This is a genomic window from Fructilactobacillus myrtifloralis (assembly GCF_024029335.1).
Classification (GTDB): Bacteria; Bacillota; Bacilli; order Lactobacillales; family Lactobacillaceae; genus Fructilactobacillus; species Fructilactobacillus myrtifloralis.
Genome location: NZ_CP097116.1, coordinates 307,959 through 329,118, shown reverse-complemented (window position 1 = coordinate 329,118; position 21,160 = coordinate 307,959). Strand labels below are relative to the sequence as shown.

22 protein-coding genes are annotated in these 21,160 nt (G+C 48.1%); 18 read left to right on the top strand and 4 right to left on the bottom strand.

Translation table 11 applies throughout. From position 1 onward, the window contains the following. Both dtd and M3M35_RS01700 read left to right on the top strand, forming a co-directional pair. Positions 1-453, top strand: a complete 453-nt coding sequence (gene dtd / locus M3M35_RS01705; RefSeq protein ID WP_252750301.1) for a D-aminoacyl-tRNA deacylase — start codon at positions 1-3, stop codon at positions 451-453. Further along, positions 450-1,109, top strand: a complete 660-nt coding sequence (locus tag M3M35_RS01700) for an HAD-IA family hydrolase (RefSeq protein WP_252750300.1) — start codon at positions 450-452, stop codon at positions 1,107-1,109. Before dtd ends, M3M35_RS01700 begins: the two co-directional genes overlap by 4 nt. Here the strand turns inward: M3M35_RS01700 and M3M35_RS01695 are convergent. Then, on the bottom strand, positions 1,075-1,941 hold the full coding sequence (locus M3M35_RS01695; protein WP_252750299.1) for a fructosamine kinase family protein: 867 nt from the start codon (positions 1,939-1,941) through the stop codon (positions 1,075-1,077). The two genes, M3M35_RS01700 and M3M35_RS01695, sit on opposite strands and share 35 nt — an antisense overlap. Positions 1,942-1,962: 21 nt before the next feature. Next, on the bottom strand, positions 1,963-2,811 hold the full coding sequence (locus M3M35_RS01690; protein WP_252750298.1) for an N-acetylmuramoyl-L-alanine amidase family protein: 849 nt from the start codon (positions 2,809-2,811) through the stop codon (positions 1,963-1,965). 392 nt (positions 2,812-3,203) lie between these two features. Here M3M35_RS01690 and aspS point away from each other — a divergent pair, with 392 nt between their 5' ends. The 4 genes from aspS (at position 3,204) to M3M35_RS01670 (ending at position 8,080) form a co-directional block, all read left to right on the top strand. Continuing rightward, positions 3,204-4,985 (top strand): aspartate--tRNA ligase, encoded by a 1,782-nt coding sequence (aspS, locus tag M3M35_RS01685; protein WP_252750297.1) that lies wholly within the window; start codon positions 3,204-3,206, stop codon positions 4,983-4,985. A 95-nt stretch (positions 4,986-5,080) separates the two neighbouring features. Next, positions 5,081-5,959 (top strand): YitT family protein, encoded by an 879-nt coding sequence (locus tag M3M35_RS01680; RefSeq protein WP_252750296.1) that lies wholly within the window; start codon positions 5,081-5,083, stop codon positions 5,957-5,959. A 41-nt stretch (positions 5,960-6,000) separates the two neighbouring features. Beyond that, complete coding sequence (locus M3M35_RS01675) at positions 6,001-7,173, top strand: CDP-glycerol glycerophosphotransferase family protein (RefSeq protein WP_252750295.1); 1,173 nt, start codon at positions 6,001-6,003, stop codon at positions 7,171-7,173. Further along, positions 7,166-8,080 carry a deoxyribonuclease IV gene (locus M3M35_RS01670; RefSeq protein WP_252750294.1) on the top strand — a complete coding sequence of 305 codons (915 nt, stop codon included), beginning with the start codon at positions 7,166-7,168 and terminating at the stop codon, positions 8,078-8,080. Before M3M35_RS01675 ends, M3M35_RS01670 begins: the two co-directional genes overlap by 8 nt. On the opposite strand, the gene M3M35_RS01665 is transcribed toward M3M35_RS01670, so the two are convergent. Continuing rightward, complete coding sequence (locus M3M35_RS01665) at positions 8,055-8,882, bottom strand: pyruvate, water dikinase regulatory protein (protein WP_252750293.1); 828 nt, start codon at positions 8,880-8,882, stop codon at positions 8,055-8,057. The two genes, M3M35_RS01670 and M3M35_RS01665, sit on opposite strands and share 26 nt — an antisense overlap. Before the next feature lie 172 nt (positions 8,883-9,054). Between M3M35_RS01665 and rpsU the strand changes: the two genes are divergently transcribed. The 12 genes from rpsU (at position 9,055) to M3M35_RS01605 (ending at position 20,903) form a co-directional block, all read left to right on the top strand. After that, positions 9,055-9,255 carry a 30S ribosomal protein S21 gene (rpsU, locus tag M3M35_RS01660; protein WP_252750292.1) on the top strand — a complete coding sequence of 67 codons (201 nt, stop codon included), beginning with the start codon at positions 9,055-9,057 and terminating at the stop codon, positions 9,253-9,255. Between the two features lie 135 nt (positions 9,256-9,390). Then, the gene (locus M3M35_RS01655) at positions 9,391-10,353 is read left to right on the top strand and encodes a PhoH family protein (RefSeq protein ID WP_252750291.1); all 963 of its coding nucleotides are present in this window, start codon (positions 9,391-9,393) and stop codon (positions 10,351-10,353) included. A 9-nt stretch (positions 10,354-10,362) separates the two neighbouring features. Then, positions 10,363-10,845, top strand: a complete 483-nt coding sequence (gene ybeY / locus M3M35_RS01650) for an rRNA maturation RNase YbeY (RefSeq protein WP_252750290.1) — start codon at positions 10,363-10,365, stop codon at positions 10,843-10,845. After that, positions 10,823-11,227 (top strand): diacylglycerol kinase family protein, encoded by a 405-nt coding sequence (locus M3M35_RS01645; RefSeq protein ID WP_252750289.1) that lies wholly within the window; start codon positions 10,823-10,825, stop codon positions 11,225-11,227. Before ybeY ends, M3M35_RS01645 begins: the two co-directional genes overlap by 23 nt. A 16-nt stretch (positions 11,228-11,243) precedes the next feature. Next, positions 11,244-12,149, top strand: a complete 906-nt coding sequence (gene era / locus M3M35_RS01640) for a GTPase Era (protein WP_252750288.1) — start codon at positions 11,244-11,246, stop codon at positions 12,147-12,149. 27 nt (positions 12,150-12,176) lie between these two features. Further along, positions 12,177-12,947 carry a DNA repair protein RecO gene (gene recO, locus M3M35_RS01635; protein ID WP_274706358.1) on the top strand — a complete coding sequence of 257 codons (771 nt, stop codon included), beginning with the start codon at positions 12,177-12,179 and terminating at the stop codon, positions 12,945-12,947. 272 nt (positions 12,948-13,219) lie between these two features. Beyond that, positions 13,220-14,191, top strand: coding sequence for a glycine--tRNA ligase subunit alpha (gene glyQ / locus M3M35_RS01630; RefSeq protein ID WP_252750287.1), 972 nt, complete (start codon positions 13,220-13,222; stop codon positions 14,189-14,191). Next, the gene (gene glyS / locus M3M35_RS01625; RefSeq protein WP_252750286.1) at positions 14,191-16,269 is read left to right on the top strand and encodes a glycine--tRNA ligase subunit beta; all 2,079 of its coding nucleotides are present in this window, start codon (positions 14,191-14,193) and stop codon (positions 16,267-16,269) included. Before glyQ ends, glyS begins: the two co-directional genes overlap by 1 nt. Before the next feature lie 27 nt (positions 16,270-16,296). Then, positions 16,297-18,129, top strand: coding sequence for a DNA primase (gene dnaG / locus M3M35_RS01620; protein ID WP_252750285.1), 1,833 nt, complete (start codon positions 16,297-16,299; stop codon positions 18,127-18,129). 17 nt (positions 18,130-18,146) lie between these two features. Then, a complete protein-coding gene (gene rpoD, locus M3M35_RS01615; RefSeq protein ID WP_252750284.1) occupies positions 18,147-19,352 on the top strand; it encodes an RNA polymerase sigma factor RpoD in 1,206 nt (401 codons plus the stop codon). 50 nt (positions 19,353-19,402) lie between these two features. Then, positions 19,403-20,107 carry a tRNA (adenine(22)-N(1))-methyltransferase gene (locus M3M35_RS01610; RefSeq protein ID WP_252750283.1) on the top strand — a complete coding sequence of 235 codons (705 nt, stop codon included), beginning with the start codon at positions 19,403-19,405 and terminating at the stop codon, positions 20,105-20,107. Then, positions 20,094-20,903, top strand: a complete 810-nt coding sequence (locus M3M35_RS01605) for a Nif3-like dinuclear metal center hexameric protein (protein WP_252750282.1) — start codon at positions 20,094-20,096, stop codon at positions 20,901-20,903. Before M3M35_RS01610 ends, M3M35_RS01605 begins: the two co-directional genes overlap by 14 nt. A gap of 38 nt (positions 20,904-20,941) precedes the next feature. Here the strand turns inward: M3M35_RS01605 and M3M35_RS01600 are convergent, their stop codons facing one another. Continuing rightward, the gene (locus M3M35_RS01600) at positions 20,942-21,130 is read right to left on the bottom strand and encodes a DUF2929 family protein (protein WP_252750281.1); all 189 of its coding nucleotides are present in this window, start codon (positions 21,128-21,130) and stop codon (positions 20,942-20,944) included. Positions 21,131-21,160: the final 30 nt, after the last annotated feature.

Genomic DNA, 21,160 nt, shown 5'->3' with positions numbered 1-21,160 from the left:
ATGAAGTTAGTGCTACAACGAGTCCAGCGGGCCACCGTGCGGATTGACGAGCAGGTCGTGGGAGCCATTCAGACGGGATTATTAATTTTTGTCGGTGCCGAAGCCGGGGATGACGAGGCCACGGCCCAACGGCTGGCAGCTAAAGTGGCTAAACTACGAATTTTTGCCGATGAGGCGGGGAAGATGAATCGCAACATTACCCAAGCGCAGGGAGCAATTCTCTCCGTTTCGCAGTTTACGCTGTTAGCTGATTTACACCACGGGAATCGGCCGTCATTTCAAGCCGCAGGTGATCCCCAAGCGGCCCACCAAGTTTACACCGCCTTTAATGAGGCGCTGGTAGCCCAGGGACTATCAGTGGCTACCGGGCAGTTTGGCGCGGATATGCAGGTGGAGCTCGTGAACGATGGACCAGCTACGTTCCTATTGAATGATCGGGAGTCTGCACAATGATCAATTTACTTTGGGATTTTGATGGGACCCTGTTTGATACGTACCCATACATGGTAAGTGCTTTTACAAAGGCGCTCCAACGGGTTGGTGTTGATGAATTTGAGATCGATGGGGACGAAATTTATCGGCAAATGCGGGTGCATTCCCTTAATTCGGCCATTACGAAGTTTAGTGCCTGTTTCCACGTTGACCCGCAGCAGTTGCAAACTGCTTATCGGGAGTTTGAAGCCCTGGAAATTCAGCTAGCCCAGCCCTTTGCTGGTGCGCCGGCAGCGCTCCAAGCGGTGGTTAAGAACGGGGGCCAGAACGGCTTGGTCACCCATCGTGATCAAGCCGCGGTCACGTTACTGGAGCAGGCCAATTTAACCCCCTTGTTGACCGGAATTGTGACCCGTGAACAAGGATTTCCACGTAAACCGGATCCGACGGCACTGCAGTTCTTACTGAATCAAATGCAATTGGATCCAGCCCAGACGGCATTTGTGGGGGATCGGAAACTAGATGTGGATGCTGCCAACCGGGCTGGAATCAAGTCAATTTTGTTTGACCCGGATTATGTAATTGAAGCCCCGGGAACGCCCAGTGTTACCATTCATGCTTTAACTGAATTGCCGGCCCTCATTATTGCCGGCCCTCATTCAATAGGTTTGAACTGATTTGGTCAAGATAAGTGCCGTAGCTCTCACCAAAGAGGACGACGTGCATCAGAACGTAGTAAAAGCGATACCAGGGTAAGCGGGCTTCTACTCCCGGACGACAGGGATAGACAGATTGATAGCCGCTGTAAAAGGCAGCGGTAAAGCCCCCAAAGACGGTGGTAATTCCGAGGTCAAATTCGCGGTCACCATAATAAACGTCCGGATCAATGAGCAGGGGCTGGTGCTGGTGGTTAAAGAGCGCATTCCCTGCCCATAGATCCCCATGTAAGAGGCTCGGTTTAATTACATGAGTGGCTGCATAAGCTTGCAGTTGCTGCATAATCAGAGTTAAGGCCGCGGAACGGGTTTGGTTCCAGCGGCCTTTTTGCTGGGCTAACTGCGCCAGTGGCTGTAACCGTTGCTGAATAAAAAAGGTCGCCCAGTTACTTTGCCACTGATTAACCTTTGGAAACCGCCCTAAGCGAAAATCATGGTCGAGACCAAAGCGCTGTTCCTGTTGCTGATGAACGTTAGCGACCATTTTGCCAAGCTCAAACTGGTTGCCGTTGCCAGTTTCAATCCATTGCAGGATGAGATAGCCATCCGTTTCAATCTCGCCGCTCGCAATCACGGTTGGCACGGTGGCAACTTGGCCAATTAGGTTTAACCCTTCCACTTCATGATCAAAAAAAGCTTTACCACGTCCTGGTTGAACCTTTAAAAAGTAGCGGGCGCCGCTCTTCGTGGTTAGCTGGTAGGCCTCATTAATGTCCCCACCAGAAACGGGCGTAACGGTCTGGAGCTCCTGCAGGGGCAGTTGTTGTAACCACGCAGTCGTTAGTTTTTTCATGGAAACCTCCTAGTGATCTGGTTAATAGTTAGTCTTGAGATAGTGGTTTAGGCCCGCGGTCACCTCGGTCGCGACCTTTTGTTGGTAAGCCTTACTTTTGATTTTTTGAAAGTCAGTTTGGTTATTGATGTAACCCATTTCTAATAAAACGGCCGGCACGGTGGTGTCCCGAATGACGAGGTAATCGCCAAATTGAACACCCTTATTTTCTAAACCAAGGCCGGTTAGTTGCTGATTAACCGCTTGCGCCAGTTGTTTAGAGTGGCCCGGATGGTAGTAATAGGTTGTGAATCCGGAAGCTGATCCCGACACGGTGGAGGAGTCAAAGTGAAAACTCACAAACAGGTTGGCCTGTGACTTAGTTGCAAAGCCTGGCCGCCGCTTTAACGCCACCGTTTGGTCGTGATCACGAACCATAATGACGTTCGTACCCGCTGCGCGTAAGCGCGCCGCAACTTGTTGTGCGAGGGCTAAGGTGTAGCGTTTTTCTGGCTGGTTAGAATTAGAGAGGGCGCCGGAGTCAGATCCTCCGTGCCCAGGGTCTAAAACAATGGTCGCTTCCGCTAGCGGACCAGCGGTTTTGAGGTGGGGATGACCGGTTAATAACCAGTTCGGCACCCAACCAATTTTTTGGTGTTGATAGACAACCTGGGCCCATTGATGTTTTTTGGTAATGATTTGCACCCGGTCGCCCCGGTTAACAGTTCCAATCGTAGTGGTAGCTAAGTTGGGACCGGCTTTAATCTGGAGGTTGTTTGTGTGAACGGCGACGTTGTTTCGTAAGAGCATGATGCCGATAATGAGACAGGTACAGCAGGTTACGACCAGGGTAAAGGCCAACCCACGGCGATTTCTGATTGTAAAGGGCATGATTTTTCCTCACTACTTCCTAAATTACTAGTTAATTAATATCATATAACTTTTTCGGGATTCTGGCAGTAAATCCCGTGGATCTCCTTGACTTTCTCCGGGTTTTTGATTAGGGTAAAAATGTTAGAAATAGTTCACTGATAACGAAGAGTACCGGGAAGGGCCGTTTCTCAGAAAGCGTTCGGGAGTGCAAGAACGTAGCGGGTGTTCCGGAAAGACACGTTTAGAACTGGTTTAATTAAAAATGAAAACCTCATGAAGTAATAAAAAAAGGTGGTACCGTGCATTTGCGCCCTTGGAGCAATTTCGCACGGTTTTTTTCTGGCGTCAGGAAGGGTAAGTTGTAGGTTGACAACGCCCCATTAATTGCTGGATTGGAAAGGATGATAATGATGAAACGAACTACATATGCTGGGAATGTCAACGAACAGTATTTAGACCAAACGGTGACGTTGGATGGTTGGATTGCCAAAAAACGAAACCTCGGGAGTTTAATGTTTATTGATCTTCGCGATCGGGCCGGGATTGTTCAGTTGGTCTTTAACGAACATGAGAATCCGACGGCTTTTCAAGTGGCCGAAACGGCGAAAAATGAATTTGTGATCGAAATTACGGGGGAAGTGGTTGCCCGGGCCGAAACGGAAATTAATCCCGATCTATATACGGGGAAGGTCGAAGTCCACGTGACGTCGGCTCAGATTTTGAGTACTTCCAAGCCGGTTCCCTTTGAAATTAAGGACGACACCAACGCCAGCGATGACTTGCGGTTGAAGTATCGGTATTTGGATCTTCGGCGCCCAGAGATGCAACGGGGGCTCTTGGTCAGAAACCGGATTTTGCAGGCAACGCACCGCTATCTAGATCAAAACGGGTTCATTGACATTGAAACTCCGGATTTAACGGCATCGACCCCGGAAGGAGCGCGCGACTACTTGGTACCATCACGGGTGTATCCCGGTTCCTTTTATGCTTTGCCACAGTCCCCACAGCAGTTTAAACAAATGCTGATGGGGGCCGGTTTCGATCGCTACTATCAAATTGCACGGTGCTTTCGGGATGAGGACTTACGCGGAGACCGGCAACCAGAATTCACGCAGATTGACTTAGAAACATCCTTTATGAGTGCCGAAGATATCCAAGCCGTGACAGAAGGCCTGATTAAAGAGGTCATGAAGGACGCCGTTGGGTACGACGTCAAACTTCCATTTGACCGGATTACGTGGCAAGAATCCATGAATCGCTTTGGGACAGATCAACCTGATACCCGGTTTGGAATGGAGCTAAAGGATGTTTCGGACCTCGTGGCCGATTCTGATTTTAAAGTGTTTAGTTCGGCAGTCGCTGCTGGAGGCCAAGTCAAAGCAATTGTCGTCCCTGAGGGAGCAGATCAGTACTCCCGCAAAGACATTGATCGGTATACCGATTACGTGAAGCGGTTTGGCGCGAAGGGGCTGGCCTGGCTGAAGGTGACAGCGGATGGATTCTCCGGCCCCATCGCCAAGTTCTTTAAGGATGCTGACCAAGTTGCAGCTCTTGAAGCACAAACCGGCGCTCAACCCGGTGATTTAGTGCTCTTTGCTGCTGACCGAGCTAAGGTCGTGGCTGATACCCTTGGATACCTGCGGGTAGCAATTGCGAAGGAGCAAGACCTGATTCCAGCCGACCAGTATAACTTCTTATGGGTCGTTGATTGGCCGTTGTTTGAATATGATGAGGGGGCCCAACGCTGGACCGCCGCTCACCACCCGTTCACGATGCCAAATGTCGGCGATGAACATTATTTGGATGAGGGGGAAGATCCCCACAAGGCGCACGCCCAGAGTTATGACATCATCTTAAATGGGCTGGAACTCGGGGGTGGCTCGATCCGGATTCACACCCGCGAGTTACAAGAAAAGATGTTTCGGGCCCTCGGTTTTACGCCAGAAAGCGCCAACTCTCAGTTTGGGTATTTCTTGCGGGCCTTAGACTATGGGTTTCCGCCCCATGGTGGCTTGGCAATCGGCTTAGATCGGTTTGCGCGGCTGTTAGCGCGGCGGGGCAACATTCGTGATGTAATCGCCTTTCCGAAGAATTCTAAGGCCATTGATCCGTTAACGAGTGCACCAACGCCCGTTGCACCTAAGCAACTTGATGAATTAGGAATTGAAGTGGAAAAATCAACTGATAAATAAGGCTAAAGGGGGACGTTACGCGCAACGCGTGGCTTCCTTTTTTCGTGTTATACTATGATGGAATAATTACAAGAATTGGAATTAGAGGGTTGTTTATGGACGATGTACACAAAGTCATTCGCCGGCACCAAATTATTACGAAGCTATCAACCGCGTTTATTTATGCGACGTTAGTTTCAATTGCGATGAATTTCTTCTGGACGCCGGGGCACATTTATTCCTCTGGGATTACCGGATTTGCCCAGTTACTGAACACGGTTTCGCAGCGGTACCTGCCGTTTACCCTGTCAACGGCCTTAGCACTGCTACTGCTGAACCTCCCGCTCCTACTATTAGCTTGGAAACAAATCGGGCATCAGTTTGCCATCTTTACCTTTATTTCGGTGTTGCTCGCTAGTTTTATGATTAAAATTTTGCACCCGCTAACCCTGACGTCCGACCCGTTGATTTGTGCCCTCTTTGGGGGAGCTGTCAACGGATTTGGGACCGGATTAGCCCTGAAAAATCAGATTTCCACGGGGGGATTGGATATCCTTGGGATTGTGATTCAACGGAAAACGGGGCATTCGATTGGAAACATTAACATTATCTTTAACTCGTTGATTATTCTGTCAGCCGGGTTCATGTACGGCTGGCCGTATGCTTTTTATTCTGCAATTGGATTGTTTGTTAATGCGAAAGTAATGGATTTAACCTATACTAGACAGCAACGGATGCAGGTGATGATCGTGACGGACTTTCCGAAAACGGTTGTAGATAGCATTCAAAATCACATGCGCCGCGGGATTACGATTGTCCATGACGCGGAAGGGGCCTATCATCATGACCGCAAAGCGATCCTCTTTACCGTGATTTCGCGATACGAAAAAAATGAACTGGATGAAGCGCTTCACGAATCTGATCCCCATGCCTTTGCAGTGGCGGTTGACGTGGATGAAGTGTTTGGACACTTTTACGAAAGCAAACCGAAATAACGATGACAGAGCAACCTTAGAAAGTGGCGGGATAAAATAAAATGAAAACAGTATATGTGTGGTTGGTTCGCTTCCTCTCCGTACTATTTTACTTTAGAACTAAAAAGAACGTTTATTACCTGATGAGTTACAGTAACAACCTCCACATGATTAAACGGACGGCGGCTGAGTTGCCAGCGGGACAAAAATTGGTGGTAATTTATAATCCACGCACGTTGGCGGCCGCTTACGACCTCAAGGCCTTTGGGGTCAAAGCAATTCCGTTAAAAATGAGTATCCCGTTTTTACTGCAGCGCATTCCGCAGTTAATGTCGGCTCGGTTAATTTTTTGTGATAACTATTACGCCCTGCTAGCTGGCTTAATTCGACCTCGCACGAAAATGAAAATCATTCAACTGTGGCATGCCGACGGCACGATTAAGACGTTTGGCTGGGAGGATCCTAATCAACGGCAAAACGGGTGGTTAAAACGCCGCCGTCATCAACTTGTGTATAACCAGTTCGATGACTACGTGGTGGCGTCTAAAGCTATGGGAAACGTTTTTCAACGCAGCTTTGCCCAACCGGCTGCCAAAATGCAGGACCTGGGGATGCCACGTTCTGATCGGTTGTTTAGTGCGAACTGGTTAGACACGGTGCGACAGCGCGTCTGGTTGGCGGCGCCCGAGTTAAAAAACAAACGGGTGATTTTATACGCCCCAACCTACCGGAATGCTAGTCAAGTGAACCCGCCCACCGGGACCATTGAGGCCTTGGCGGCCGACCCCAACGCGGTTGTAGCGGTTAAACTCTACCCAGAGATTGACCGTGAAAAACTCGAAATGGAACAGTTTAAACATCCAAACGTCAAAATTTATGACGAATTTACCACGACCGACTTGATGACCTTAGCAGACACCTTAGTCACTGATTATTCGTCGTTCATTTTTGACTTTAGTTTGATGCCCCAAGCCCGGTCGGCAATTTTCTTCATGTATGATTTGCACGAATACGCCGAACAGCGCGGGGTTCAACCGGACTTGAAACGTTGGTTACCAACCCCACCAGTTAAGACGGTTGACCAGTTACGACAAGCAATCCTAGCCAATCAACCGGTTGACTTTACGGCCTTTAACGATTGGTGGAATACTTATAACGATGGAAAAGCGTACAAGCGGGTGATTGACAAATACGTCATCGGCCGGCATAACGCAGCTGAGGATAATGATGAGTGAAGAATTATTGCTAGGTTCCCACGTTGGAATGAAAGCACCAGACATGTTTTTAGGCTCAGCGAAAGAGGCGGCCGCTAACGATGAAACCGCCTTTATGGTCTACACCGGAGCGCCCCAAAATTCGCGCCGCAAGCCCCTGGATGAATTAGAAATTCCAGCGGGGAAAGAATACATGCACAGCCACGGGTTGCGAGAAGTGGTCGTGCACGCTCCCTACATTATTAACCTAGCGAACACCAAAAAGCCCCAAAGCTTTGGCTTTGCGGTTGATTTCTTACGTAAGGAAGTGGAACGTTCCGAAGCAATGGGCGCCACCCAGATTGTGTTACATCCTGGTTCCCACGTGGGAGCGGGAGTTGATGCGGGGTTACAACAGATCATTAAGGGATTAAACCAGGTGATTAATCCCGAACAACAAATTCAAATTGCGTTAGAAACGATGGCTGGAAAGGGAACCGAGCTCGGGACTAGTTTTGAACAACTCCAGACCATCATTGCTGGAGTGGAACATCCCGAAAAACTTTCGGTAACCTTTGACACCTGCCATACGTACGATGCGGGGTATGACGTAAAGGATGATTTTGCTGGGGTCCTAGCTGAATTTGATCGGGTGATCGGACTTGAGCGGCTCAAGGTCATTCATTTGAATGATGATAAAAATCCATTGGGAAGTCACAAAGACCGCCATGAAAACATTGGCTTTGGGACGATTGGCTTTCCGGCACTAAACGCCATTGCCCATGACGAAAAACTGGCGGCAGTTCCCAAAATCATGGAAACTCCCGCCATTAAAGTTAATGATAAGGTAAAAGTCGATCCGCACGGTGCAGAAGTTGCAATGTTACGGAACCAACAATTTGATCCTGAGATGATTCAAAAGCTTACGACGGCGGCATTGGAGGATTAGCCTTTGGGAGGCTTTCGGTTATAATGGAGGCCGTTTCTTCGATTGACTTGTCAGCAACGTTAATGCAGAGGCAGCCAATTTTTTGGTAGAGCCGTTGAGCGTAGTCCAGTTCCGCTTTGATGTTTGCAGCGTTTGAATACCGGGTATCGTTTTCAATCCCGTATTCCTTCATCCGTTGGGTGCGAATCTCTTGCAGTTTTGTAATCGAATTGGTTAAGCCAAAGATTTTTTTGGGATTCAACTGCCAAATTTCATCCGGTAGCTGAATGTTGGGCCCCACGGGGACGTTCGCAACCTTATAGCTTTCGTTGGCAAGGTATAACGATAATGGAGTCTTGGAAGTCCGAGAAACCCCCAGGATCACGATGTCAGCTTGCTTTAGTTTTTCAGGATGGCGACCGTCGTCGTTTGCAACCGTAAATTCAATGGCGTCAATCCGTTTGAAGTAGGCAGCGTTTAAATTGTGGACTAATCCGGGAACCGCGGCTGAAGATTCGTGGAGCCGGTGAGAAATTAATTCAATCGGGGTCTGGATACAGTCAAAACTCGACAGGCCATTTTCTTCGGCATACTGCGTTACCATGTCACTGAGTTCGGAATCCACTAGGGTATGGAAAATAATCGCTTGATTTTCCTTAGCCAGCTTTAAGATTCCAGTAAGAATTGACTTGGTTTGGATGAATGGATACTGACTGATGTTCGCATGGGCCTCTGGAAACTGCGCCGCCGCCGTTTTAGCAATGGTTGTTCCGGTTTGTCCACTTGAATCAGAAATGACAAATACATTATAAATGGTTTTCATACAGAACTCCTTTCAAAAAGCTTGTTGCTCTTATTATAGCTTACTTGCTGGACTTTCACTGACCAGAACAAAATCTTAATTCGGTCGTTGACGTGAATTTTAGCATAAGGTATAATTGTACTTGTCAGATAGTAACGCTGGCACTATTTAAGCTCGGAGGGAGGGATTTTACATGTCAAAAACCGTTGTTCGTAAGAACGAATCTCTTGAAGATGCTCTTCGTCGCTTTAAACGGACTGTTTCAAAAAGCGGAACTCTCCAGGAATTTCGTAAACGTGAATTTTACGAAAAGCCTAGCGTTAAACGTAAATTAAAATCAGAAGCAGCAAGAAAACGTAACAATAAAAAGAAAAAGCGTCGTAACAACTTCTAAGCAAGTTCAAACGTAAAAAACACTCCAAAGGTTGATCTTTTGGAGTGTTTTTTAGTGGGCAAACCGGGTTTCCCTTTGGAAAGCTCGGGGGATATGCTAAAATTTAACCAAAACGCATTAAGGAGATATATTTGATTGATTGAAAATTTTGAATATCAAAAACAATTACCGTTGAATAATCCAAACGATCAGGCGCTCTTATTTGGAACTCAAGACGCGCTCGTCAAAATTATTGAAGATGAATTACACACCTCAATCCGCTTTTCTGCAGGAATGATTAAGGTTGAAGGCCATGATGAACAGGAAGTCCAGTTAAGTTATGACATTCTCTTGAATCTCTTAAAACTGATTCACGCCGGGATTCATCCAACCGCGAGTGATTACGTAGCGGCCGTTAACTTAGCACGCCAAGGGCGAATCAGTTCCTTACCGGATTTGTATAACCAGGTATTGATTAAGGACAACAAGGGCAAACCGGTGCGGGTGAAAAACTTTGGCCAGCGTCAGTATATTCAAGCAATTAATCAGCATGACATTACCTTTGGGATTGGTCCCGCTGGAACCGGAAAAACCTATTTAGCCGTGGTGATGGCGGTGGCAGCCTTGAAAAAGGGCAAAGTCGATAAAATCGTCCTCACGCGACCAGCCGTGGAAGCTGGAGAAAGCCTTGGCTTTTTACCAGGTGATTTGAAGGAAAAGGTCGATCCCTACCTGCGCCCATTGTATGATTCTTTGTACGCAATTTTGGGTAAAGACCACACGGATCGGCTCATTGAACGGGGGGTAATTGAAATTGCTCCCTTAGCCTACATGCGGGGGCGGACGTTAGAAAATGCCTTTGTCATTTTGGATGAAGCGCAGAACACGACTAATCCGCAGATGAAAATGTTTTTAACCCGGTTAGGGTTTGGCTCCAAAATGATTGTAAATGGTGACATTCAACAAATTGACCTAAAGGGTAACGTAACGAGTGGGTTAGTTAGTGCTCCGCACGTGTTAGCGGCGATCGATGACATCGCGGTGATTCGGCTCACGGCTGCCGATGTGGTCCGAAACCCAGTTGTAGCTAAGATTATCACGGCCTATGAAGCTGAATAAGGAGAAATGATGGATCTAGAAATTTACGATGAAACCACCCCGCAGGTTCCCGATGCCAAAATCAAACTAATTAAGGGCTTATTAGATTATGCAGCGCAAACATTGGGATTAGCTGAGAATACGGAAATGTCTGTGACGCTCGTGAATAACGAGCGCATTCAAGCCATTAATCGTGAATATCGTAACGTAGATCGGGCAACTGATGTGATTAGTTTTGCCCTTGAGGATGATGCTGAGGCTGATCTTCCCCTCATCATGGACGATGAGTTACGAGCTGAGATTCCGGAAAATCTGGGTGACATCTTTGTGAGCATGGATAAGGTTCAGGAACAGGCTGATTTTTTGGGACATTCCACGGACCGCGAGTTAGGGTTCTTAGTTGTCCACGGCTTTTTACATCTTAACGGTTATGATCACATGGAACCCGAGGACGAAGCGGTGATGTTTCCCCTCCAACGAAAGATTTTAGATGGCTATGGACTCAAAAAATAACCGGCAGATTACCAAAAATAAAAACTTTGCCCAAGCCTTCGGTCACGCTTGGGACGGCTTCTGTTTAATTTTTTTTCGGGAACGGAACTTTCGCATTCACCTGCTCGGCATGTTCATCGTTATCGTAGTGGGGTTGGTGCTGCACGTGGATGCCCGGACCTGGCTCTGGTTATTATTAGCCTGTTTTTTGGTTCTGAGTGCCGAGATTGTCAACACCTTGGTCGAATACCTAGTGGATCTAACCGTCGGCCCCCACTTTGATCCCGTTGCCAAAAAGGTGAAGGATATTGCCGCTGGAGGCGTATTATTTACCGCCGGAATGGCTTTAGTTATCGGGGCAATCGTACTGGTTCCCTATGTAACTGCACTGTTACCGTTTTAAGAGATGAGGAAAAGACATGAGTACAGGATTTAAATCCGGCTTTGTGGCCATTGTTGGTCGTCCAAACGTCGGCAAATCAACGTTTTTAAACCGGGTGGTGGGCCAGAAGGTAGCCATCATGAGCGATAAGGCCCAAACCACGCGTAACAAGATTCAGGGAATTTACACGACGGATGACAGTCAAATTGTGTTTCTCGACACCCCTGGAATTCATAAACCGCAAAATAAACTGGATGAATACATGGATAAGGCGGCGTTATCAGCTCTAAAAGAGGTGGAAGCCGTGCTGTTCATGGTTAGTGCAACCGAAACGCGGGGGGCCGGGGATAATTACATTATTGACCAGTTAAAGCAGATTGAGGCCCCGGTTTACCTCATCATTAATAAGATTGATGAGATTGATCCGAACCAACTCCTGCCGATTATGGATATGTACCGCAAGGCCTACCCGTGGGCCGAGGTTTTCCCCATCTCAGCGTTACGAGGGAACAACGTGGATGAGTTACTGCAGTCCTTAGTAAAAACCCTTCCGGAAGGTCCGCAATACTATCCTGATGATCAAGTTACGGATCATCCCGAGCGCTTCATTGTGCAAGAAATCATTCGGGAACAAATTTTAGCCAATACGCGTCAGGAAATTCCGCATTCGGTGGCGGTCTATGTTGAATGGATGCGTCCCAATGAAACCGGCAAGCTTCAGATTGAAGCTTCAATTATTGTCGAACGCAATGGGCAAAAGGGGATCATTGTGGGGAAGGGCGGTCAACGGCTTAAATATATCAGCGTGGGGGCCCGACGTGAAATTGAAAAACTACTCGGAACGAAGGTTAACTTAAAACTCTGGGTCCACGTTCAATCCGGGTGGCGCGATAAACCAAATGCCTTAAATAACCTGGGATATAGTGCCAAAAATGATTATTAAGGTGGTTGCCACCAAAGGGGTGTAAGTGTGGTCAATACCAAGAGTCGCCCTTTCCACGGGATTTTAATCTACCGCCAGAATTATCGTGAACACGATATGCTGGTGAAGTTTTTTACTGCGGAAGCGGGCAAAAAGATGTTTTTAATCCGTGGGGCGCGCCGGCCCAAGTTTAAAATGACAGCGGATTTGTTGCCGTTTAGTTACGGGACCTACGATGGAACGCTAAAAAAGCAAGGATTATCCTACATTGCAACGGCGGATCATGTGAAGCATTTTAGCCAGATCAGTGCCGATTTAATGTTGAATGCTTATGCTACCTATATTATGGGGCTGCTTGATGCTGCCTTTCCCGATGGAGTAGCGGTTTCTCAGTGGTTTGATAAGTTATTTTATGCCTTAAACCTGATTAACAACGGCTTTGATCCGGCAATTATTACAAACATCGTGGAAGTCCAGTTGTTGCCGGTCTTTGGAGTGGCGCCAGAATGGCACCACTGTGCGGTTTGTGGTCGAACGAGCACGACTTATGATTATTCGGAACAGTTTGGTGGTTTGATTTGTGAGCGCCACTTTGCCGCTGATTCCCACCGGTTGCACTTAGCACCACGAACGATTTACTACCTCCAGTTGTTTTCTACGGTTGATCTTACAAAGATTGGTAAAATTCAGGTAAACCAGCGGACCAAGGACCAATTACAGCAAACCTTAGACCAAATTTATGATCACGACGTGGGGTTGAAACTAAAGAGCAAACGCTTTTTACGGCAAATGAAGCAGTGGTCCCTGACGCCGAAGTGATTGTCGTTGACGTTTGCAAATTAGCCCACTATAATAGAGTTAACTAAATATTTGACACAGACAAAAGAGAGTAACTGAAGGTTGCAAGACAGCGAAGCCATGATAGTGAGAGATGGCACTTGCATTCAGGGACTGGCGCTTTTCGAGTCAATGCGTTTCGAGTTGCTGATTAAGTTCAGAAGTAGGGTGGAACCGCGACGACCTCGTCCCTATGTAAGAGTTTTTACTTTTACATAGGCTTTTTTATTTGTTTGAGAAATGGAGGAATTAACATGACAAAAAAGCTCTCAATGCAAGCAATTGCGGCAACGCTTAAAAAGTATTGGAGTCAGCAAGGGTGCATGGTAATGGATGCGTACGATACCGAAAAAGGGGCCGGGACGATGAGTCCGTTTACCTTTCTGCGGGCCATTGGACCAGAACCATGGAACGTCTGTTATGTGGAACCATCGAGACGGCCAGCAGACGGTCGGTACGGGGAAAACCCAAATCGGTTGTACCAACACCACCAGTTTCAAGTCCTCATGAAGCCCTCTCCAGATGACATTCAAAACCTGTACATTCATTCCCTAGAGGAACTGGGGATTAATCCCTTAGAACACGACATTCGGTTCGTGGAAGACAACTGGGAAAACCCCTCAATGGGTTGTGCCGGAGTTGGTTGGGAAGTCTGGCTCGATGGGATGGAAGTAACGCAGTTTACCTATTTCCAAGTCGTGGGAGGCTTACAGATGGATCCCGTGGCCGTAGAAATTACCTACGGGTTGGAACGACTAGCTTCTTACATTCAAGACGTTAATAACGTTTTTGATCTTGAATGGTCGGACGGGGTTAAGTATGGCGACATCTTCAAAGAACCGGAGTACGAACACTCTAAATATAGCTTTGAAGAAAGTAACCAAGCCATGCTCCATCAATTGTTTGATGCGTACGAAAAGGAAGCACAACGGTTGATTAAACTCGGCTTAGTGCACCCCGCCTACGACTACGTTTTAAAGTGTAGTCATACCTTTAACCAACTGGATGCCCGTGGAGCCGTTTCGGTGACGGAACGGGCCGGGTATCTTGCCCGGATTCGGAAAATGGCTCACGGGATTGCCCAGGCCTTTGTTGAAGAACGCCGGAAGTTAGGCTTCCCGTTGATTAAGGATCCACAAACGCGAGCTGCCGTACTCGCTGAATATACGAAAAAACACGAAGCAACTGTGCATCAACAAGCAAAACAAAAGGGGGAGGCAAAATAATGACACGTGATTTTCTATTAGAGATTGGCCTAGAGGAAATGCCTGCGCACGTTGTAACCCCAAGTATCCACCAGCTAATGGCCAAGGTAGAACAATTTCTGCAAGCTGAACGCATTAGTTACGAACACATTAAACCCTTTTCGACGCCCCGCCGGTTGGCCCTCCAAATTACGGGGTTAGCCGCTAAGCAGCCCGATATTGACGAAGAGGTCAAGGGACCGGCCAAGCGAATCGCACAAAATGAAGACGGGAGCTGGAGTAAGGCGGCCCTTGGGTTTACAAAGGGGCAAGGAGTTACGCCAGACGCCATTACCTTTAAAACGGTCAAGGGAACTGACTACGTGTTTGTCAATAAACACGTCACCGGAAAGCCGGTGGGTGAGGTCTTACTTGGGTTAGTCGACGTGATTAAGTCCCTTAACTTTCCCACCATGATGAAGTGGGGGACAAACCACTTTCAATTTTTGCGGCCCATCAAATGGTTGGTCGCCCTCCTCGATGAAGAGGTCTTACCGTTAGAGATCGTGAACGTCCAGGCGGGGCGGACAACCTACGGACACCGCTTCTTAGGGAATCCGGTTGCCTTAAGTAAGGTCTCCGATTACGAACCGGCTTTAGAACAAGAATTTGTCATTGCCGATGCGGACAAGCGGAAAGCTAAAATCACAGCCCAAATTTCGGCCATTGCCGATGAACACGATTGGCAGATTCCCGTCGAAGCCGATTTACTGGAAGAAGTTAATAACTTGGTAGAATGGCCGACCAGCTTTGCCGGTGATTTTGATCCCCGCTTTTTAGCCATTCCAAAGGAAGTTTTGATTACTTCCATGCGCAATCACCAACGGTTCTTTGCCGTGGAGGATCAAGCTGGCAACTTACTGCCCCACTTTGTTTCCGTTCGTAACGGAAACAGTGAGTACCTTGACAATGTCATTACGGGAAACGAAAAGGTCCTCGCCGCCCGGTTGTATGATGCGGAATTCTTCTACCAGGAAGACCAGCAACATGACCTCGACTACTTCGTGCAGAAGCTCAAGGACGTGACCTTCCACGATCAAATTTCATCGATGTATGACAAAATGCAACGAGTTCAGATGATTGCCCGCTTAATCGGTGAACGAGTGGGCCTCACGAAGAGCCAGTTGGCTCACCTCGACCGGGCCGCTTCCATCTATAAGTTTGACCTTGTAACCGGAATGGTTGGTGAATTTTCTGAATTACAAGGGATTATGGGAGAGAAGTACGCGCTGTTACAGGGTGAGGATCCAGAGGTTGCCCAGGCCATCCGGGAACACTATCAACCAATTGCTGCGGATGGTGCTCTACCGGCCTCCCAGGTCGGAGCGGTGTTAGCGGTGGCTGACAAGTTGGATAGTATCATGACCTTCTTTGCTGCTGGGATGATCCCCAGTGGGTCTAACGATCCCTATGCCCTTAGACGCCAAGCAACTGGAATTGTGCGCATTGTGACGGATCGGCAGTGGACTCTACCATTGCATCCGTTATTAGAAGCGATTGTGACAGCAGAAACAGATCAGGCCGTCCTGCCAAAGGTTGACCAAGCACCCGTCTTTACTGACGTGATCGCGTTTATTAAGGAACGGATTAAGAAAGAGCTCAAGGATGCAGGGGTCAGTTATGACCTTGTCAATGCGGCGGTGGCGGCTACCAGTACCGATATTAACTATAACGAACAGAGTGCGCTAACGTTGCGAACTGCGCATGACCAGGCTGATTTTAAAGCTGTCATTGAAGCTTTGACCCGGGTAACCCGGATTGCAGCTCAGGCCGATTCCCCATTAGCTGATAATGAGGTTAATCCCGCCTTGTTTGAAAACGAAGCTGAACAAGCAATGGATGTAGCAGTCAAGCAGCTCCAGCAGAGTTTTATTACCCTGCCAGCCTCAGATGCTTATGCGGCGTTGGCAGATCTGCGGCCCGTGATTGACAGTTATTTTGATGCCACGATGATCATGACCAAGGATCCGGCCGTTCGGCAGAATCGACTAACGGAAATGCAGCAATTAGCGGCTTTAATTCAGCATTTTGCTGACGTGGAAGCGGTCATGGTAAAGTAAAAAGCCAAGTAAAGGAGGGGGACCAACATGCCAAAGTTGCCAGAAGACTTTGTTGAACGGGTGCGGACCAGTACCAACATCACAGACGTGGTCAGTAAGTACGTTCAGTTAAAAAAAGCGGGGCAAAACTTGTTTGGCTTATGTCCCTTTCATGAAGAACGGACCGCCTCGTTTTCGGTAAATGAAGGTAAACAAATTTTTCACTGTTTTAGTTGTGGTCGGGGTGGCAATGTTTTCACCTTTTTAATGGATTTAAAGGGGCTCTCCTTTCCCGAAGCAGTGGAAGCAGTGGCGAAGGATGATGGAATTGAGTTGCCAGCGGGGGTTACGACCCAAGCAACCAATCCGAAACACCAGCAGCAACAGCCGTTAATTGCTGCCCATCAGGAAGCTGCCCAGTTGTATCACCACATCCTGGTTAATACGAAACTGGGAGAAACGGCTCGGGCTTATCTAAAAAAACGCCAGATTAGTCCGGAAATGATTGACCGGTTTAACCTGGGGTATGCACCCGGTAATCAAGTGCTCCAGTCCTTCTTTTCCGAACGGAAAACGGATTACCAAACGTTGCGCAAAACTGGGCTGTTCGTTGAAGATCAACAGGGGAATTTAAAGGACCGGTTCTCGAACCGCTTGATGTTTCCAATTGCGAACCTAACTGGAGCGCTCGTGGGCTTCTCCGGGCGCCTGTTGCAACCGGATGACAACGCGCCGAAGTATTTAAATAGTCCAGAAACGGAAATTTTTAACAAACGCCGGGTTTTATATAACTATGCGACGGCCCGCCAGGCAGCGCGGCAGGAACACCGTCTGATCTTGTTTGAGGGCTTCATGGACGTGATTTCTGCGACGCAGGCTGGGATTGAGAACGGAGTAGCTTCCATGGGGACCAGTCTGACCGAAGAACAAATTTATGATTTGAAACGGGTAACCGATCACATCGACATTTGCTACGATGGGGACACTCCCGGACAAAAAGCAATCGCGCGGGCAGTAACTCTCTTAGAACAGACCAAGCAATTCCAAATTGGGGTCATTCAGATTCCAAATGGAATGGATCCCGATGAATACCGGCGTGAATTTGGGGCGGCTGGCTTCCAAAACATCGTTAAAAGCGGTCGGGAACCGGTAATTAAATTTCGGTTGCGGTACTTACGGACGCAGTTCAACCTTAGCAACGAAGCAGAGCGGATTGATTATGCCCAACAAGCAACCCGGTTAATTGCTAGTTTGGATAGTTCGGTGGAACGAACCGTCTACCTGAAGGACTTAGCCACCGATTTGGATTTGGAACTTGCCAGCCTGCAAGAGCAGTGTGATCAGGACCGTCAGCGGTTAGAACACGAACAGCGACCCGCGCACTCTAAGGTCACGCCTCCACCAGCTGCCCCCCAGCAGCGGGAACAACCCCGGTATTCGCGGGTTGAAAACGCCGAACGGCAGCTATTAACGGCGATGCTTCATGATTCAAACGTGTGGACCCAGGTGATTAATCGGCCTGATTTTAACTTCGTACACGATGATTACCAACAACTCTACTTGTTTGCACAGGAATTTTTCCGGCAGCATGCCGAATATGATTCCGCTGAGTTTAGCGATTTTGTGGGGGAACGGCACTTACAATCGGTCTTAGCGGAGTTAGAAATGACGCCGGCATACGATTACTATAGTGCCCAGGCCGTGGCGGACTGTGTTAAAATAATACAGCAGGATGCGCCGTTGACCGCGCAAATCAAGACTTTAAAACATGAATTTGCAGTTGCCGAGCAAACGGGGAACGAATTACAACAACTGAAACTCGCAACCGATTTGATTAAGCTCCAACAACAGTTAGATCGGCTAAAGGCAACTGACGATTAAACCGGGGAGGAATTTAGATGGCAGAACGAAAAGCACGTAAAAACGCAGAATTAAAAAAAGCGACTCCCGAAGCAAAAAGTACCACCGCTGCAAAGCAGGAACGGCTGAATCAGGATCTGAAAAAAGAGTTTGATCAAGACGGGTACCACAAGGTTTACGAAGCTTTAGTAAAGAAGTATAAAAAAATTGGGCACGTCACGTATGCAACCTTGGAATCAGAACTCCAGGTTCCCTTCGATCTGAAGAAAAAACAAATGAATGAGTTGTTAGAAAAGGTTGAAGACGATGGGATTAGCATCGTTGACGAGCACGGAGAACCGGATCCGCGAGCGCTAGAAGCCGCTAAAAAGGTTACCCAAAAGGAACTGAAGAATGCCTCAAGCTCGCAAGGGGTTAAGATCAACGATCCCGTTCGGATGTACTTGAAAGAAATTGGACGGGTCCCATTGCTAACTGCGGACCAAGAAGTGCAGTTGGCCCTTCGGATCGAAGAAGGGGACGAGGAAGCCAAGCAAGAGCTCGCCGAAGCTAACTTACGACTGGTTGTTTCGATTGCTAAACGGTACGTTGGTCGGGGCATGCAGTTCTTAGACTTAATTCAAGAAGGAAACATGGGGCTCATGAAGGCCGTTGAAAAATTTGATTACCGCAAGGGGTTCAAATTCTCAACGTACGCTACTTGGTGGATTCGCCAGGCGATTACCCGGGCGATTGCTGATCAAGCTCGAACGATTCGGATCCCGGTCCACATGGTTGAGACCATTAACAAGTTAATTCGGGTCCAACGGCAGTTACTGCAAGACCTTGGTCGCGAACCGCTCCCCATTGAAATTGGAGCAGAAATGGACATGCCAACCGCTAAGGTTCGTAACATTCTGAAGATTTCTCAGGAACCAGTATCGTTAGAAACGCCGATTGGGGAAGAGGATGACTCCCACCTTGGCGACTTCATCGAAGATAAAGAGGCTACCAGTCCCGAAGACCATGCTTCGTATGAGCTATTGAAAGAACAGTTAGAAGGGGTCTTAGATACCCTTACGGACCGAGAGGAAAATGTCTTACGACTTCGGTTTGGGCTTGACGATGGTCGGACCCGGACGTTAGAGGAAGTAGGCAAGGTCTTTGGGGTAACGCGAGAACGAATTCGGCAAATTGAAGCAAAGGCGTTACGCAAGTTGCGACACCCATCTCGCAGTAAACAATTGAAAGACTTTTTAGACTAATTAAAAAACAGAGATCCATGGGGATCCCTGTTTTTTTGCCGGGAGGAAGTATGACAATTCAACACCTATCCAAACGATTACAAGCGGTGGCCGCCTTGGTGCCGTCGGTGCCGAAGTTAGCGGACATTGGCTCTGACCATGCTTATTTACCGGCCTATTTGTTACAACGCCAAGTGATTGAGACGGCGATTGCGGGCGAGGTCCGCCCGGGTCCGTTAGCAAACGCGCAGCGCGAAATTACCAAACTTGGTTTAGAAGAAGTAATGCAGGCGCGGTTAGGGAACGGACTAGCAGTTCTTGATCCCGATGAGCATGTGGATGTGATTGTAATCGCCGGCATGGGGGGCGAACTGATTACGGAAATCCTGACGCGGGGCCAAGCGCAGTTGCGGCAGCACCCGGTTTTAGTACTACAGCCCAATGTCGATGAAAACGTCTTACGCCGGTGGTTGCAAGCTAATCACTATCAGATTACGGCCGAACAACTCGTCGAAGACGCCGGGCATTTTTACGAAATGTTGCGGGCCGAATTTGTGCCTAACCCACCCGCATTAACCAAAACGGAGTTGGACTTTGGCCCGTACTTAGTTAGGGAACGGAGTGCGATTTTTCGCCACAAATGGCAGGAGCGACTCCACAAGAGTGAACTTATTTTGCGACAGTTGCAGGCTTCAAAAAAGCAACCCGCGACTAAAATTGCGGCGATGCAAGCTCGCATTACAGCCATTCAGGAGGTACTTAATGACAAAGGTTAGTGAAATTATTGACCGTTTTGAACAATTTGCCCCGTTAACGTTTAAAGAACCAGGGGATCCCACCGGATTTCAGTTAGGTGATCGGGAGGCCGTGGTCCATCAAATGATGACGACGCTCGACGTGCGGCCAGAGGTGGTGCAAGAAGCCATCGATCGAAACGTTGATTTTATCTTTGCTCACCATCCGGTAATGTTTCGGCCCGCCGCGAATTTAGACCTGGCGAACCCCCAAAATGCAATGTATGCAGAGTTATTAAAGCATAACATTACGGTTTATGCGGCCCATACGAACCTAGATAATGCCCCGGGAGGCATGAATGATTGGTTAGCAGCCGCCCTAGGATTAGAGCAAACGACGGGTTTGGTAGAACACGAGCAACAGGATGACGAACCAGAGCTTGCTATGGGGCGGGTCGGCATTTTGCCCCAGCCCATGACCTTAACGGAATTAGCAACTCGTTGCAAGGAGCGGTTTAACCTGCGTGGAATCCGGGTCGTAAGTTTTGCTCCGAAGCAAGTGGTGCAACGGGTGGCCATTTTAGGGGGCAGTGGGGGTAAATTTTATCCAGCGGCCCTGGCCCAGCATGCGGATGTTTACATCACGGGCGATCTGTTTTACCATACGGCGCAGGATTTGTTAGCCACGGGATTAACGGCGCTTGATCCGGGACATCACATCGAAAGCATCTGTAAACCGCGTCTCCGTGCCTTATTTAACCAGTGGAAAACTGAAGCACACTGGGAAATTACGGTCCTAGAATCGGAACTTAATACCGATCCGTTTCAATTTCAATAAAAAAAACCTGGAAATTAATTTCCAGGTTTTTTTAACAGTTACGGTTTCATCACGAATTTGATAACGTTTACCCCGACCAGGGCTACGATGGCTCCTACAATCGCCACGTCCAGTGCAACCGTTGTCGTAAACGGAGTTTGCAACAAGGCGGCTCCGATGTACCCAATGACTTCACCGTAGAGCACACCCCATAAGAGCGTTGTTAAATTTGTAGCAATAATGCGCATTGATATCCACTCCTTTATTCACTAGTAGTG

What these genes read in the sequence shown, in the direction of transcription:
- dtd (WP_252750301.1), top strand. Translation starts at nt 1, where the DNA reads ATGAAGTTAGTGCTACAACGAGTCCAGCGGGCCACCGTGCGGATTGAC.
- dnaG (WP_252750285.1), top strand. Translation starts at nt 16,297, where the DNA reads ATGCCAAAGTTGCCAGAAGACTTTGTTGAACGGGTGCGGACCAGTACC.
- M3M35_RS01645 (WP_252750289.1), top strand. Translation starts at nt 10,823, where the DNA reads ATGGCTATGGACTCAAAAAATAACCGGCAGATTACCAAAAATAAAAAC.
- era (WP_252750288.1), top strand. Translation starts at nt 11,244, where the DNA reads ATGAGTACAGGATTTAAATCCGGCTTTGTGGCCATTGTTGGTCGTCCA.
- M3M35_RS01700 (WP_252750300.1), top strand. Translation starts at nt 450, where the DNA reads ATGATCAATTTACTTTGGGATTTTGATGGGACCCTGTTTGATACGTAC.
- rpsU (WP_252750292.1), top strand. Translation starts at nt 9,055, where the DNA reads ATGTCAAAAACCGTTGTTCGTAAGAACGAATCTCTTGAAGATGCTCTT.
- M3M35_RS01600 (WP_252750281.1), bottom strand. Translation starts at nt 21,130, where the DNA reads ATGCGCATTATTGCTACAAATTTAACAACGCTCTTATGGGGTGTGCTC.
- M3M35_RS01605 (WP_252750282.1), top strand. Translation starts at nt 20,094, where the DNA reads ATGACAAAGGTTAGTGAAATTATTGACCGTTTTGAACAATTTGCCCCG.
- M3M35_RS01695 (WP_252750299.1), bottom strand. Translation starts at nt 1,941, where the DNA reads ATGAAAAAACTAACGACTGCGTGGTTACAACAACTGCCCCTGCAGGAG.
- glyQ (WP_252750287.1), top strand. Translation starts at nt 13,220, where the DNA reads ATGACAAAAAAGCTCTCAATGCAAGCAATTGCGGCAACGCTTAAAAAG.
- ybeY (WP_252750290.1), top strand. Translation starts at nt 10,363, where the DNA reads ATGGATCTAGAAATTTACGATGAAACCACCCCGCAGGTTCCCGATGCC.
- rpoD (WP_252750284.1), top strand. Translation starts at nt 18,147, where the DNA reads ATGGCAGAACGAAAAGCACGTAAAAACGCAGAATTAAAAAAAGCGACT.
- glyS (WP_252750286.1), top strand. Translation starts at nt 14,191, where the DNA reads ATGACACGTGATTTTCTATTAGAGATTGGCCTAGAGGAAATGCCTGCG.
- aspS (WP_252750297.1), top strand. Translation starts at nt 3,204, where the DNA reads ATGAAACGAACTACATATGCTGGGAATGTCAACGAACAGTATTTAGAC.
- M3M35_RS01675 (WP_252750295.1), top strand. Translation starts at nt 6,001, where the DNA reads ATGAAAACAGTATATGTGTGGTTGGTTCGCTTCCTCTCCGTACTATTT.
- M3M35_RS01680 (WP_252750296.1), top strand. Translation starts at nt 5,081, where the DNA reads ATGGACGATGTACACAAAGTCATTCGCCGGCACCAAATTATTACGAAG.
- M3M35_RS01690 (WP_252750298.1), bottom strand. Translation starts at nt 2,811, where the DNA reads ATGCCCTTTACAATCAGAAATCGCCGTGGGTTGGCCTTTACCCTGGTC.
- M3M35_RS01670 (WP_252750294.1), top strand. Translation starts at nt 7,166, where the DNA reads ATGAGTGAAGAATTATTGCTAGGTTCCCACGTTGGAATGAAAGCACCA.
- M3M35_RS01665 (WP_252750293.1), bottom strand. Translation starts at nt 8,882, where the DNA reads ATGAAAACCATTTATAATGTATTTGTCATTTCTGATTCAAGTGGACAA.
- M3M35_RS01610 (WP_252750283.1), top strand. Translation starts at nt 19,403, where the DNA reads ATGACAATTCAACACCTATCCAAACGATTACAAGCGGTGGCCGCCTTG.